The 13,544-nt window shown below is 61.7% G+C and carries 10 protein-coding genes; 3 read left to right on the top strand and 7 right to left on the bottom strand.

Translation table 11 applies throughout. From position 1 onward, the window contains the following. Nucleotides 1-2 precede the first annotated feature (2 nt). The gene (locus VJ811_RS00780) at nucleotides 3-3,596 is read left to right on the top strand and encodes an ABC transporter permease/M1 family aminopeptidase (protein ID WP_324070220.1); all 3,594 of its coding nucleotides are present in this window, start codon (nucleotides 3-5) and stop codon (nucleotides 3,594-3,596) included. 727 nt (nucleotides 3,597-4,323) lie between these two features. Here the strand turns inward: VJ811_RS00780 and VJ811_RS00775 are convergent. From VJ811_RS00775 to VJ811_RS00750, 6 genes are all read right to left on the bottom strand, one after another. Then, nucleotides 4,324-4,980, bottom strand: coding sequence for a TetR/AcrR family transcriptional regulator (locus VJ811_RS00775; protein ID WP_324070218.1), 657 nt, complete (start codon nucleotides 4,978-4,980; stop codon nucleotides 4,324-4,326). Between the two features lie 119 nt (nucleotides 4,981-5,099). After that, nucleotides 5,100-6,431, bottom strand: a complete 1,332-nt coding sequence (locus VJ811_RS00770; RefSeq protein WP_324070217.1) for a 3-hydroxyacyl-CoA dehydrogenase — start codon at nucleotides 6,429-6,431, stop codon at nucleotides 5,100-5,102. Between the two features lie 35 nt (nucleotides 6,432-6,466). Beyond that, the gene (locus VJ811_RS00765) at nucleotides 6,467-7,219 is read right to left on the bottom strand and encodes an enoyl-CoA hydratase-related protein (protein ID WP_324070215.1); all 753 of its coding nucleotides are present in this window, start codon (nucleotides 7,217-7,219) and stop codon (nucleotides 6,467-6,469) included. Nucleotides 7,220-7,241: 22 nt separating this feature from the next. After that, nucleotides 7,242-8,462 carry an acetyl-CoA C-acyltransferase gene (locus tag VJ811_RS00760; RefSeq protein WP_324070264.1) on the bottom strand — a complete coding sequence of 407 codons (1,221 nt, stop codon included), beginning with the start codon at nucleotides 8,460-8,462 and terminating at the stop codon, nucleotides 7,242-7,244. A 28-nt stretch (nucleotides 8,463-8,490) separates the two neighbouring features. Beyond that, nucleotides 8,491-9,333: an NAD(P)-dependent oxidoreductase gene (locus VJ811_RS00755; protein WP_324070213.1), complete on the bottom strand. Its 843-nt coding sequence runs from the start codon at nucleotides 9,331-9,333 to the stop codon at nucleotides 8,491-8,493. 12 nt (nucleotides 9,334-9,345) lie between these two features. Continuing rightward, nucleotides 9,346-11,196 carry an acyl-CoA dehydrogenase gene (locus tag VJ811_RS00750; RefSeq protein ID WP_324070211.1) on the bottom strand — a complete coding sequence of 617 codons (1,851 nt, stop codon included), beginning with the start codon at nucleotides 11,194-11,196 and terminating at the stop codon, nucleotides 9,346-9,348. A 165-nt stretch (nucleotides 11,197-11,361) separates the two neighbouring features. Here VJ811_RS00750 and VJ811_RS00745 point away from each other — a divergent pair, with 165 nt between their 5' ends. After that, the gene (locus VJ811_RS00745) at nucleotides 11,362-12,087 is read left to right on the top strand and encodes a GntR family transcriptional regulator (protein ID WP_324070209.1); all 726 of its coding nucleotides are present in this window, start codon (nucleotides 11,362-11,364) and stop codon (nucleotides 12,085-12,087) included. A gap of 103 nt (nucleotides 12,088-12,190) precedes the next feature. Here VJ811_RS00745 and VJ811_RS00740 read toward each other — a convergent pair whose 3' ends face one another. Next, on the bottom strand, nucleotides 12,191-13,423 hold the full coding sequence (locus VJ811_RS00740) for an MFS transporter (protein ID WP_324070262.1): 1,233 nt from the start codon (nucleotides 13,421-13,423) through the stop codon (nucleotides 12,191-12,193). Between VJ811_RS00740 and VJ811_RS00735 the strand changes: the two genes are divergently transcribed. Further along, entirely contained in the window at nucleotides 13,352-13,528 is a 177-nt protein-coding gene (locus tag VJ811_RS00735; RefSeq protein WP_324070269.1) for a hypothetical protein, read from the top strand. The genes VJ811_RS00740 and VJ811_RS00735 overlap by 72 nt on opposite strands. The last annotated feature ends 16 nt before the right edge of the window (nucleotides 13,529-13,544 follow it).

Genomic DNA, 13,544 nt, shown 5'->3' with positions numbered 1-13,544 from the left:
CGATGCTCAACAAGATCGCGGCGTTCGAGGTCCGCTACCAACTCAAGAACCCGGTCGTCTGGGTCGCGACCTGCCTTTTCTTTCTGTTCGCGTTCTCAATCCTCGCCAACGATCGAATCTCGGTAGGAAGCGGAGGTGGGAATACACACGAGAACGGGCCATTCATGATCGCGCAGGCTCAATTGATTCTGTCGGTTTTCTACATGTTCGTGACGGCTGCATTCGTCTCGAATGTCATCGTCCGTGACGATGACACGAGGTTTGGGCCGATCGTTCGATCCACGCGGATCACGAAGTTCGACTATCTGTTCGGCCGCTTCTTGGGCGCGGTGACGATCGCGGCGATCGGCTTTTTGGCGATCCCGCTGGGCCTTTGGCTCGGCTCCTTGATGCCGTGGGTGGATCCCGAGACCTTGGGGCCAAACAACCTCGCCTATTATCTGCAACCCTATCTGGTCCTGGCATTGCCAAACATCTTCGTGACAGGCGCGATCTTCTTTGCCCTCGCCACTGCGACGCGATCGATGATGGCGACCTATCTCGGCGTGGTCACCCTGCTGGTGCTGTGGGTCGTGATCTACGCCTCTCTGGCACAGCTTCCCGAATATCAGCAGCCCGTCGCGATCGGGGATCCCTTCGGCTTGACAGCCGCCAATTGGATCATGCGTTACTGGACCGTATCGGAGCGCAATAGCGAGCTAGTCGAGCTGTCAGGACTGATCCTCTGGAACAGGCTGCTGTGGATCGGAATAGCGCTGGCGTTTCTAGCGCTCGCCTATTCGGTGTATCGCTTCGCCGACAAAGGTGTCTCGCCGCGTCAGAGCGAGAAGGAGCGGTCGAAGGCCGAGACCGAGGCGATCGAACAGCGTTTGTGGTCGAACGCTGTCGTCCAAGCCGCGCCGCGATATGACCGTGCCACCGTGCTCACGATGTTTTCGGCTCGTGCGCGCCTTGAGATGCGTCAGGTCTTCAGGAGCCCGGCCTTCATCGTCCTGATGGCCCTTGGCCTTTTCAACGCGGCAAGTGTGCTATGGGTCGGGGGCGACCTGTATGGTACGCCGACCTATCCTGCGACATTTGCTGTCATTCCTATGCTGCAAAGGGCGTTCGCGCTGATCCCGATCGTGGTCGCGATCTACTATGGCGGCGAACTCGTCTGGTGCGACCGCGACCGCAAGATGCACGAGATCATCGACTCGACGCCGCTCCCGAATTGGATCCTTGCCGTTCCGAAAATCCTCGCCGTGAGCACGGTATTGCTTGCTACGCTGCTAATGAGCGCCTTCACTGCTGTGCTGGTCCAACTGCTCAAGGGGTTCCAGGATTTGGAAGTCCTCGAATATCTTCTCTGGTACCTGATCCCCTACGGCTTCGATGTCATCCTGATCGCCGTCCTGTCCGTGTTCGTCCAAGCGATGAGTCCTAGCAAATATCTCGGCTGGGGAATCATGACGCTCTATATCGTCTCGACGCTCGTCTTTCCGAGCATCGGGCTGGAGCATGGACTCTTCCTCTACGGACAGCATCCCGACGAGCCGCTGTCGGCGATGAACGGTGCCGGAATCTACTGGATCGCGGCATGGTGGTTCCGGCTTTTCTGGGGCGGAGTCGCCGTCATCCTGCTCGTCGCCGCGCACCTGCTCTGGCGGCGCGGCAGCGAGACCCGGCTGAAGTCGCGGCTTCGCTTGGCTGCCGCGCGGATGCGCGGCACGCCGGGTGCAATCGCCGGGATCGCGTTCGTCGTCACGGTCGCGAGCGGCGGATGGATCATCTACAACACGAACGTCCTCAACACCTATCGCACGGCAAAGGATACCCAACGCTATCAGGCGGAATATGAACGCCGTTATCTACGCTTCGAGCAGGTTGCGCAGCCGTCGATCAGCAACGTGGTTCTCAACGTCGCGCTGTATCCGGAGGACATTCGCGCAGACATCACCGGGCGCTATCGACTGACCAACCTGACCGGCCAACCGATCAGCGAAGTTTATGTCCGCAATCCAGACCGGGACCTCAAGCTTCTTGCCATCGACTTCCACGGAGCGCAGCTCGCTTCGTACGACGAGAAGTTCGAATTCAGAACCTATCGGCTCGACCGACCCATGGCTGCGGGTGAGAGCCGCGAGCTGGGATTCCGCACGCGCCGTCAACAAGTCGGTTTCCGCAACTCAGGTGTCGACAAAAAGCTGGTCCCGAACGGCACATTCTTAAACAATACCGAGTTCGCGCCCGCGATCGGGATGGATCGCGGCGGACTGCTGCAGGATCCCGCGACGCGGCGCAAATATGGCTTGCCACCGGAGGTGCGTCCCGCCCGGCTGGAGGATCCCTCAGGTATCCGACGCAACTACGTGGGGCTGAGCTGGACCACTGCCGACATCACGGTGTCGACCGTCGCCGACCAAACGCCGATCGCGCCCGGCCGCAAGGTTTTCGATCGGGTAGAGGGTGGACGCAGGACGGCGCGCTTCGTCTCCGATGTGCCGATCCTTGCCTTCTTTTCGGTTCAATCCGCTCGGTACGCCGAAGCCCATCGTAGCTATCAGGGCGTCGATTTGGGCGTTTATTACCACCCCGCGCACGCCTGGAATGTCAGTCGCATGCTCGACGCGATGCAGCGTTCGCTTGACTATTTCCAAGCCAATTTCGGGCCTTATCAGTTCAAGCAGGCGCGGATTATCGAATTCCCTGGCTACCAAGTCTACGCGCAGGCGTTCGCGAATACGATGCCCTATTCGGAGGCGCTAGGCTTCCTCGCCGACAACTCGAACCCTGATGCGATCGACTATGTCAGCTACGTAACGGCCCACGAGTTCGGTCACCAATATTGGGCGCACCAGATCATCGGCGCCGACAGTCAAGGCAGCACGATGCTCAGCGAGACCTTGGCGCAATATTCCGCGCTGATGGTGATGAAGCATCAATATGGCGACGATAAAATCCGGCGCTTCCTACAGTTCGAGCTCGACAGCTATCTTCGCCGCCGCGGCGGCGAGGGCATTGAGGAGCTGCCACTCTTCCGTGTCGAGAACCAGGCATATATCCACTACAACAAGGGCGCGGTGGTGATGTACCTGCTTCAGCAGCGGCTGGGCGAAGCGGCAGTCAACCGAGCACTTTACCGACTAATCGAGCAGTATCGCTTTCGCAGCGCGCCCTATCCGCGGTCGACCGACCTTATTCGTCTGCTTCGCGAGGAGGCACGCACCCCCGCCCAGCAGATGCTCATCACCGACTTGTTCGAGCTGATCACCGTCTATGATCTGCGTATGGAACAGGCAAGTGCACGCCAGCGGCCGGATGGCCGCTGGGACGTCACGCTCGCGGTCCACGCGCGCAAGCTCTACGCCGATGGGCGCGGCGTCGAGCGCGAGGTGCCGCTGAACGAAGGCATCGAGGTCGGGTTGTTCACGGCGATCCCCGGCCGGGGTGCCTTCAGCCAAGCCAACGTGCTGCTGATGGAGCGCCGACCGATTCATGTCGGTCGGCAGGTGCTGCGCTTCGTCGCTAGCCGTCGTCCGATTTACGCCGGTGTGGACCCATATAATTTCTACATCGACCGTAATTCGGCCGACAACGTCATAGCGGTAAAATAGGCGAAAACATGTGCTCGATGCTGTCACGATCTTTGTCGCTGCGAAGTCGAGATGATCGGGCACGTTGCGGTTCGAGCGCGGCGGGATGATGGATAGGGATGCCATGGATCAGCGGGTTCACCGCAGGGGTCCCCTCCCTGTGTCCGCCAGCGGTGCTCTAGGCGTCCTTGCGGAAATTTGCCTCAGCGGTCTGGGGCCTGTCCTTAATTTCGCGCGGGGCCGATTTTGGCGCTTTCGCCTCGAACCAATCGCGCTACGTCGGTTTCCATACCTTGGCTGCGTGATTTAGACGAGATATCTAGCGGCTTTATCACGACTTGGTCACTTGGGAGTGTGCAAAGTTCTCCCTTGTTGTCGGTCAGCTTGCCTTCCACGGATGCGGTGTGACGCCCGATCGTCCGATCGTCATGATGCGACCTTCGGCTCGCACCGGTCCGCTCGCTTCAGTAATCGCACGACGATACGAAACCTTGAGTTCAAGCGTCGTGTAAGGTTGTCCTCCTCAAGCTTCGAATGAACGGCACAGGCGCACGCACTGTCGAGGATGCTGCAGCATATCCGCCTTGTGCGTTAACCTCCGCGTTATAACCATAAGGCATCGGCATACCCTAGTAGAGTTGCGGCACCGTTGCGCCCGATGTCGCTCCATAACGGCGCCATCTGCCCCACACTCCGGGCAAAGGCCGCGAATCTTGAGCCTTACAGCTGCGTCCGCCGTCTGTCGGTGTTAGCTCGCGCGCCCGTCATGCTGGAGAGGCTCGTTAGACCAAAATGCGAGAAAGACGGTCACGGCGTCCGCGACCTCCTCCGAGCTCTCGCCGCTATCGTCCGACTGACCTAGGAGCTGGAGGTGAAACCGGTCTCTCTGGACGAGACCGACAAATTGGGCGGCAGCCCGTCCAGGGTCGCCGTCGCGAAGGCGACCAAGAGCCATCAAACTCATAAAATAGTTCTTGAGGCGGGCCCTGCCCCGCCGCAACCCTTTTTCGTAAAGCACTTGCGCCAAGGCCGGAAAACGTTCGGCTTCACCGATAACCAGGCGGTGAAGCCTGAGGACTGGTTGAGACGCCATTGTCGCGACAAGAGCATAGCCAAATCGCTCAAGTACAAGCTGAGGCGGCTCGTCGACAGGCAGCGGAACCGAAAGGGCCGCCCCGTAAAGCTCGATAATGTCATCGACGACGGCCGCGAACAGCTGCTCCTTCGAAGAAAAATACGACCAGAGGGTGGTTTTGGATCCCCCGACACGCGCGGCGATCCCCGACATCGTCGTTCCGCCATAACCGTGGGTGAAAAACGCGTCCCTCGCCGCCGCTATGAATGCTTGGCGGCGCCGGGCGGCCGCTTCGGACAGACGGGATCCATATGCGTTTTTGTTACCCACCGTCCACGCAGACTCCAAAGGGAACACGCGCATACCAGGTCATACGCACCATCCTCATCCTCGCAGCTACCCAAATGGCAAGGGATCGAGGTGACGAAACTAGACCTCTATTCATCCCATCAGGCTGCCCCGGCCAGAACCTCGTCGAGACCGCGCCCCTCCTTTGCTCCCTTCGACAATAGCGACCCAAGAACCCAATCTTCCGCCGAGAAGCGGACCTGGAAATCGAGAATTGCCTCCACAATCTTTGCCAGGCCTACCTGCTCCGCCCAGAACATCGGGCCACCGAGATCTTTCGGAAAACCATATCCCGCAGTCCAGACAACGTCGATGTCTCCTGGCCGATATGCAATTCCGTCTTCGAGAATTCGGCAGCCTTCGTTGACCATCGCGTAAAGTAGGCGCGAAACGATCTCGTCGTCCGGGATGGCCTCGCGGCGGATGACCCCGTGCGCGTTCGCGAGCCCTTCGATGATCGGGTCCAAATCCGGATCCGGCACCGCAGTCCGCTCCTCGTAACGATAATAGCCAACGCCAGTCTTTTGGCCATGCCGTCCGCGACGAAACAATTCGTCGACAACGACTCTATAGCTAGGGTTGGTAGGCGCCCGTCCGGACTTTTTCCATTCGATCACGGTTTTCGCGCCAACGTCGATCCCCGCCATGTCGAGCATCCGGCAGGGCCCCATGGCAAAACCCAGCGCCTCGATCGCGGTATCGATCTGCTTCGGGGTCGCGCCCTCAAGCAGCAGATACTCGGTTTCACGCATATAGACTTCCGACATGCGATTGCCGATGAACCCGTAACACACGCCCGAGACGACGGGCGTTTTCCCAATGCGGGAGGCCAAGGCCAGGACCGTGGCAAGAACGTCGGGAGCAGTGCAGCGGCCGCGGACCACCTCGAGCAGTCGCATGATGTTTGCCGGGCTGAAAAAATGGAGGCCGATGAAATCCTCCGGCCGGCCGGACGCCCTCGCGAGACTGTCGACATCGAGGGTCGAGGTATTGGTGGCGATGACAGCGCCGGTCTTTGCGACGGCGGCGATCTCGGCGCAGACTTGCCGCTTGAGAGCGAGATCCTCGAACACGGCCTCGATGATCAGGTCGCACTCCGCAAGATCGCCGTAATCGAGCGAGGCGTGGAGTAGGCCCATCCGCGCCTCCACGTCGGACGCGGACATGCGGCCTTTAGCGGCCGACGCGTCGTAATTCTTGCGCACTAGCAGCAACCCGCGGTCGAGACCATCCTGAGACATATCGACGATCGCGACAGGAATTCCGGCATTCGCGAAGCTCATCGCGATGCCGCCGCCCATGGTTCCGGCCCCGACGATCCCCACTTTTTCGATCGCCCGGAGAGGCGTGGCGCCGTCAAGGCCGGGGATCCGGAGGGCTTCCATTTCGGCATCGCGAACATGGGTGCGGGCGGCTGCGGCTTGATCGGTCATATTTCTTCCTGCGAAATGCAAATGGTCGGGCGCGTTCAGCGGCCGACCCAGTTGGGGGCTCTTTTTCCGATGAAGGCGCGGGGTCCCTCCTTGAAGTCTTCGGTCAGCATGACCCTCGACTGTGCCTCGAGACCCCGCGAGAAGAGCGCGTCATCATCAAGGTCGAGCGCGCTCCGGGCGACACCAAGGCTTTCCCTGACGGCTATTGGCGCGTTCCCGGCGATTCGGACGCCAAGAGCAGTTGCTTCCGCAACCGCTTCCCCCTTGGGAACGACCCGATTGACGAGTCCTAGCTCCGCAGCGCGCGAGGCGGGCAACCGGTCGCCTGTCGCGATGAGTTCCAGTGCGACAGCACGCGGCAAGGCCCGAACGAGCCTATAAACCCCGCCGGCGGCGGCAACGAGGCCACGCGTAACCTCGGGAAGCGCAAAGACCGAATGATCCGCTGAAACGATCAGATCGCAGGCCAGCGCGATTTCGAAGCCTCCGGCAAGCGCAAATCCTTCAACGGCGGCGATCCAGACCTTGTCGCGGGGATGTTTGACGAAACCGGCGAACTGGCCGTCAGCCGTGTACAACCCCTGCATGTTGCCCGCCGATACTTCCTTGAGATCGGCACCGGCGCTGAACGCAACCCCACCTTCCCCGGTCAATATCGCGACCCAGATGTCGGGATCGCTCTCGACCTGCTTGACAGCGCGGTCGAGCCCCGCCGCGACGGCAGCGTTCACCGAATTCCGAGCCTCTGCCCTCCGTATCGTGACGAGGGCGACATGCGGAGCGACCATTTCGACGGAAACGTCTGACATATCAGTCTCCCGGGAAGATTTCGAACAGGCCGGCGGCGCCCATTCCGCCCCCGACGCACATCGTCACGACACCATATTTCGCCTTGCGGCGCCGCCCTTCGATCAGGAGGTGGCCGGCCATGCGCGCGCCGCTCATCCCATAGGGATGGCCGACCGCGATCGCTCCGCCCGACACGTTGAGGCGATCGTTCGGGATTTCGAGCTTGTCGCGGCAATAGATTACCTGGCTCGCGAAGGCCTCGTTGAGCTCCCAAAGGTCGATATCCGAGACTTTCAGTCCATGGGCCTTGAGCAGCTTGGGAATGGCGAAGACCGGCCCGACGCCCATCTCGTCCGGATCGCAGCCGGCTACCGCCATGCCGCGGTACGCCCCGAGCGGCGCCAAGCCTCGCCGGACCGCTTCATCCGACCGCATCAGCACGAGGGCCGCGGCCCCGTCGGAGAGCTGGCTGCTGTTGCCGGCAGTCACCGACCCGCCCGGCTCAAGGGTTTGCCCACCCTTGAAAGCAGGCGGAAGAGCGGCGATCGATGCGGCCGTCGTGTCAGGGCGCATCCCTTCGTCCCCCGCCAGCGTGACGTCCCGGGGAGTCGTGGTGCCGCTGGCCTTGTCAGGCACCAGCGTCGTGGTAGGGAGCGGCACGATTTCGTCATCGAACCGGCCTGCGGCGGCAGCCGCCGCCGCGCGCTGATGCGACGCGGCCCCCAGCTCATCCTGAGCTTCGCGACTGATGCCGTAGCGCCGCGCGACCATCTCGGCGGTTTCGAGCATCGACATGTAAAGGTCCGGCCGCCGCTCGGTGAGCCAGGCATCCTGCGCGCGGTACATGTTCATGTGGTTATTCTGGACGAGCGAGATCGATTCGACGCCGCCGGCCACGACGACATCCATGCCGTCGACCACGATCTGCTTGGCGGCCGTTGCCACCGCCATCAGTCCGGATGCGCATTGTCGATCAATGCTCATGCCCGCGACCGTCGCCGGCAAGCCTGCGCGCAGCGCGGCCTGCCGGGCGATATTTCCCTGGGCCGCGCCCTGCTGCATCGCGCAGCCGAGGACCACATCGTCGATGTCGGCGAGATCCACGCCCGCGCGACCGACGGCATGCTGGATTGCGTGCCCCGCGAGGGCCTGGGGCTGGGTGTCGTTGAACGCGCCGCGATAGGCTTTTCCGATCGGGGTGCGCGCGACAGAAACAATGACGGCTTCGTTGTTGGATGGCATCGGGAAACTCGCAGTCAAGAGAAAATGATCAGGCGACGGGCTGTCCGTCATCGGCGACGAAAATGTCGATCTCGAGCGGCTCGGCGGGATCGAACCGGTAACCACTGAAATCGGTCATGCCCTCTTCGCGGAGAATGTCCTCGTCGAGGACGAAGTTGCCCGAATAGTCCCGGGCCGATCGCTGGAAGATGGCATAAGCGGCGTCGGCCATGATTTCGGGGCGCCTCGACCGGCGCATCATCTCGTCGCCGCCCAGGGAGAATTCGACGGCTGCGGTGGCGATGGTCGTGCGGGGCCACAGCGCATTGAAGGCGACGCCGACCTCGCGATATTCTTCGGCCATGCCGAATGTCACCATCGACATTCCATATTTGCTCAATGTGTACGGCAAATGGTCCGCGAACCAGTCGGCGCGCATCGTCAGCGGCGGAGAGAGCGTGAGGACATGCGGATTTTTCGCCTCGCGCAGGAACGGGACGCAGGCCCGCGAAACCAGAAAGGTGCCGCGCATGTTGATTTGCTGGATCAGGTCGAACCGGCTCACCGCGATGTCTTCGGAGCGCGAGAGATTGATCGCCGACGCATTGTTCACGCAAATATCGATACCGCCGAACCGGCTGGCGGCCTCGTTCACCTGACGCTCGATGGCGTCAGCATCGCGCACGTCGAGGATGAGCGGCATCGCCTTTCCGCCCGCGCTTTCGATCGCCTCGGCAGCGCTATAGATCGTCCCCGGCAGCTTCGGGTGGGGGTCGGCCGTCTTGGCTGCGATGATGACGTTGGCGCCGTCCCTTGCAGCACGCTCAGCGATAGACAGCCCGATCCCCCGGCTGCCGCCGGTGATGAAAAGTGTTTTTCCCGCAAGAGACATTATTGTCCTCTCTCAAAATTCGCTGACGGGCGCCGACAGCACGATGTCCGAAGATGCGAGGACCGGTTCGAGCCAGACCGATACCTTCGGAAGTTCACATTCCGCGAAAAAGCGGCACGCACGTATGCGCCCCTGCAGAAAGCTCGCGTCGAACGCGGAGGAGTCGTCTTGCAAGAAATGCCGGGCCTCGAGCGCCTGATCGAGCCAGAGCCAGCCGACTACCAAATGGCCAAGCGCAAAAAGGACCGGGGTGCCATGCGCCAGCGCGGTTCGACTGTCCGGTTCGGCGAGAAGCACCGCGACCGCAGCTTCGAACGATGCGAGCGCCATCTCGACCTGCGCGCCCACGCCTTCGAGGCCTGTCATCCCTTCGGCGCGCTCGACCGTTGCGCGTATCCTGGCGGCGAGCATCGCAAACGCCGCGCCCCCATCGCGCCGCAGCTTCCGGCCGACGAGGTCAACCCCCTGAATGCCGGTCGTGCCCTCATGGATGGGATTGAGGCGATTGTCGCGATAGAGGAGTTCGACGTCGTGATCGCGCGTGTATCCGGCGCCGCCATGAATCTGGAGCGCGTAATGCAGCGACAGCTGCGCCCATTCGGACGGCCAGGTTTTCGTGACGGGCGTCAGAAGTGCCAGCAGCGTGGCGGCCTCGCTCCGGGCCTCCGGCGTTTCCGCCGTCTTCTCGTCGTCGAGCAAGCGCGCGGAGAATAGCACTAGGCCAAGCGCTCCTTGCGAGATCGCCTTCTGGGCCAGCAGCATGCGTTTTACGTCGGCATGCTCGATGATGGGCACTTGCGGTTCCGCGGCCGTCCCCGAGACTCTTCCTTGCAACCGCTCGAGGGCATAGTCGCGCGATAGTTGATAGCCCCGGACCGCCAGCATCGCGCCCGAAAGGCCGACGCTGATCCTGGCCTCGTTCATCATCTGGAACATCTGGGGCAAGCCCTGCCCCGGCTTTCCGACCATCCAGCCAACAGCCCCGTCCGCACCACTCGGCCGCGCCCTGCCTTCGCCGAAGTTCAGCGCGCAGTTCGGAATGGCTCGGTATCCCATCTTGTGATTGAGACCCGCCACCGCGACATCGTTCGCTTGGCCGTCAGGAAGGATTTTGGGAACAATGAACAGCGAAATGGTCCCCGATCCCGGTTCCAGCTGCCCGTTTGCGCCGGGAACCTTCGCCAGAACCAGATGCACGATATTCGGCGTGACGTCGTGATCGCCCGCCGAAATCCACATCTTGCTACCACGCAGACGATAGCGATCGCCGAATTCGTCGCGTCCATCAGGCACCGCGCGCGTACGGATATCGCCAAGCGACGATCCGGCGTGCGGTTCGGACAGACACATCGTCCCCAGCGCCTCGCCTGCGATTTGCGGCAGGGCAAATTGGGTTGTCTGGGCCCGGCTCGCATGGCTCGTCAGAAGCCGGGCATTCGCGACCGTCAAAAGAAGAAAGGAAGCGGTTCCCAGATTGGCGCTCATCAGCACGCCCATCGTCGCGGCATAGACGATATGCGGAAGCTGCAGCCCTCCCTCGTCCTCGTCGAAAACCATGCCGAAGATGCCGGCGTCGGCAATCTCGCCGACTGCCTTTGTGACTGCGGGAAGCACGTGCACCTGCCCGGCTTCGTTGAGCTGCGGTTCGACCATATCCGACGCGCGCAAATGGGTGGCGAGCTCGCCTTCGCCAAGGTCGCAAGCCAGCGAGACGACCGCATCGACGATCTGCCGGTCGCTGTGGCAAAAGCGCGGACGGTTGAGAAGAGTGTCTACGTCGAGCCAGGCAAAGAGAAAGTCAAAGTCACGCTTGTCAATGATCATGAGTACACCAGAGAGAGAGATCGTCCTACTATTTTGCATGATTGCATGGCATGGTCAATCGCGCGCAATGCTGCTAGCCAGAAAAACGTTGCGCAGCGGGCCTCAGCAGTTATCGCCGCCGGGCAACTATGTGGAAATATGCACAGGTGGCGGGGGACCTGCACTGGACCGCCCGTGCGCGCTGGAGCGGTCCGGGACGAAGCTATGAATTTGGAAGATCGGCAGAGACATTCTGATACGAACGGCGAAGGGGATGCGAACCCGAAAGCCGCCCCGCCCCTCACTCCGTTCGAGCGGGCCTATCGAGGTATTTTGCGAGGTCTTTACGAGGGTAGCCTGGTACCCGGTCAGCGCCTTATCGCCCCGGACCTGATGCATCGCTTCGGGGTCGGCCGCGGCACTATTCGCGAAGTTCTCCATCGCCTGGCTTCTACCGGCGTGGTCACGATCATTCCCAACCGGGGAGCAGTCGTAAGACAATTGACGCGCCAGGAAGTCGGCGACCTTCTCGACGTTGTCGAAGTGATGCTCGGGCTTGCAGCCAGGGGCGCGGCCCGAAACCTCAAGAGCCCCGAAGATCGCCAGTCGTTCAAGGACCTCCAGGCGCACCTGACGCCCGAAAGCAGCGGCGGCAGCTTTCCCGATTTTCTGCGGGTTCGCGAGAATTACTACCGCTTCATCGTGCGCATGTCGCAAAATCAGGAATTGCGCAGCCTTTTCCCCGATGCGCACACCCACATCATGCGGGTGCAGCTCAGAACGTTCGGCCGCGCGGCGGACTCCGAGCAGCCCGGAGACTTCATTCAGCTCACCGAAGCCATTCTTTCGGGAGACGAGCTTGCCGCCGAAGCTGCCGGACGGCGCCATGTTGATTTTACGCGCGCGCGCGTGTCCGCCTTGCCCGATCGTGCGTTCGCACCCGAACCCTAAACGCGGCGAGCCGCGCGGATGCGCGGGCGCTCATTTGCGAAGGACGATCCCAGAGCGAAAGGCCGTCGATCGCGAACGGTCTCCCGGCTATGCGCGATTGCGATCAAAATTCGGCGTCGCGCGTCACCGTTCGCGACGACAGATAGAAAAGCCAGGCGGCCATGGCAGACATCGCAATGACGCAATAGAGGCCGGTGCGAACGCCCCCTCCCTCGCCTTGACGCACGCTCGCCAAATCCGAAGCCATGCCGACTACCAGCGGCCCCATGCTTCCCATGAGATTGATCACCAAGAGAGCGATCGCAGCCGATGTGGCGCGGATCGGAGCGGGGGTTATCCCTTGGATCGTCGCAAAGAAGGGCGCTGCGGATGACGCGAGCGCGATCTGCCCGATCGTCAGCAGGATGAGTGCGACAACAACCGAGTCTGCGGTAAAGCCGGCGACAAAAAAGCCGGCGGCCAGCAGATTGCCGACTATGTTGGGCCACAACGCACGCCGCATGTCAACGCGGCCGAGCGCATCGCTCACATAGCCGCCCAACCAGGTACCGAATGCGCCCGAAAGGCCATATGTCAGGCCGAGCGCGATGCCAAGAAAGCCCAGCGGCTTCATCGCGACCCCGAAATGCGAACCGATCGTTGCAGCGAGCACTCCGATCTCCGCCTCATGGTTGCGCAGAAAATAGGGCGCAGAAAAAGCGGACAGCCCGAACGATACCATGAGGACGCAGCCATATCCCGCACACGCAAACCAATAGGTTCGCTTCACGCGCACCATCCCGAGGGCTTCCTTGAGCGAGACACGATCCGCCGGAATGCGGGACGAGCGCACGCGCGGCTCGCGGATCGTCAGCGCGGCCAGAAGCGCAAGCACGACACCGGGCACGGCTGCGACGACAAACGCCATCCGCCACCCATAGGCCTGCGCCACGAGACCGCCAACGCCCATGCCCAGCAGCAGGCCGAGCGGCGCACCGATCGAATATATGGCGATCGCCGATGCGCGCGACTCGCGCGGAACCGAGTCTACGATCAGGGCATGAGCTGCCGGCGTACAACCGGCTTCGCCGAACGCCACGCCAAAGCGGCAGATCAGAAGCTGTGCGAATGACTGAGCTGCCGAACTCAATCCCGTGAAGGCGGACCAGATAGTGACGCTCCCCGCGATCAACCATGGTCGGTTCATGCGGTCGGCGAGCCGCGCCACCGCGACTCCGGCAATCGCATAGGTGAGCGCAAAACCGATTCCGGTCATGATACCGATTTGCGCATCACTAAGCGCCAGTTCGCGCTTGATCGGTTCGGCGACGATGTTGATCACATAGCGATCGAGCATGTTGAACATGTTGATGACCATCAACAGACCAAGAAGATAGACCTGTCCGCCGGTCAGCCTAGGCCGCGCTCCACGCGCGGCGCCTGCCTGGGCGCCGCCAAGTGAATTATCGCTCACGCCT

The organism is Sphingopyxis sp. (genome assembly GCF_035250425.1).
Lineage (GTDB): Bacteria > Pseudomonadota > Alphaproteobacteria > Sphingomonadales > Sphingomonadaceae > Sphingopyxis.
This window is presented reverse-complemented; position numbering and strand designations above follow the sequence as displayed.

Bases quoted from the DNA above. Each gene is read 5' to 3' on its own strand.
- VJ811_RS00755 (WP_324070213.1), bottom strand. From the start codon at position 9,333: ATGTCTCTTGCGGGAAAAACACTTTTCATCACCGGCGGCAGCCGGGGG.
- VJ811_RS00780 (WP_324070220.1), top strand. From the start codon at position 3: ATGCTCAACAAGATCGCGGCGTTCGAGGTCCGCTACCAACTCAAGAAC.
- VJ811_RS00750 (WP_324070211.1), bottom strand. From the start codon at position 11,196: ATGCAAAATAGTAGGACGATCTCTCTCTCTGGTGTACTCATGATCATT.
- VJ811_RS00765 (WP_324070215.1), bottom strand. From the start codon at position 7,219: ATGGTCGCTCCGCATGTCGCCCTCGTCACGATACGGAGGGCAGAGGCT.
- VJ811_RS00760 (WP_324070264.1), bottom strand. From the start codon at position 8,462: ATGCCATCCAACAACGAAGCCGTCATTGTTTCTGTCGCGCGCACCCCG.
- VJ811_RS00770 (WP_324070217.1), bottom strand. From the start codon at position 6,431: ATGACCGATCAAGCCGCAGCCGCCCGCACCCATGTTCGCGATGCCGAA.
- VJ811_RS00740 (WP_324070262.1), bottom strand. From the start codon at position 13,423: ATGCTCGATCGCTATGTGATCAACATCGTCGCCGAACCGATCAAGCGC.
- VJ811_RS00745 (WP_324070209.1), top strand. From the start codon at position 11,362: ATGAATTTGGAAGATCGGCAGAGACATTCTGATACGAACGGCGAAGGG.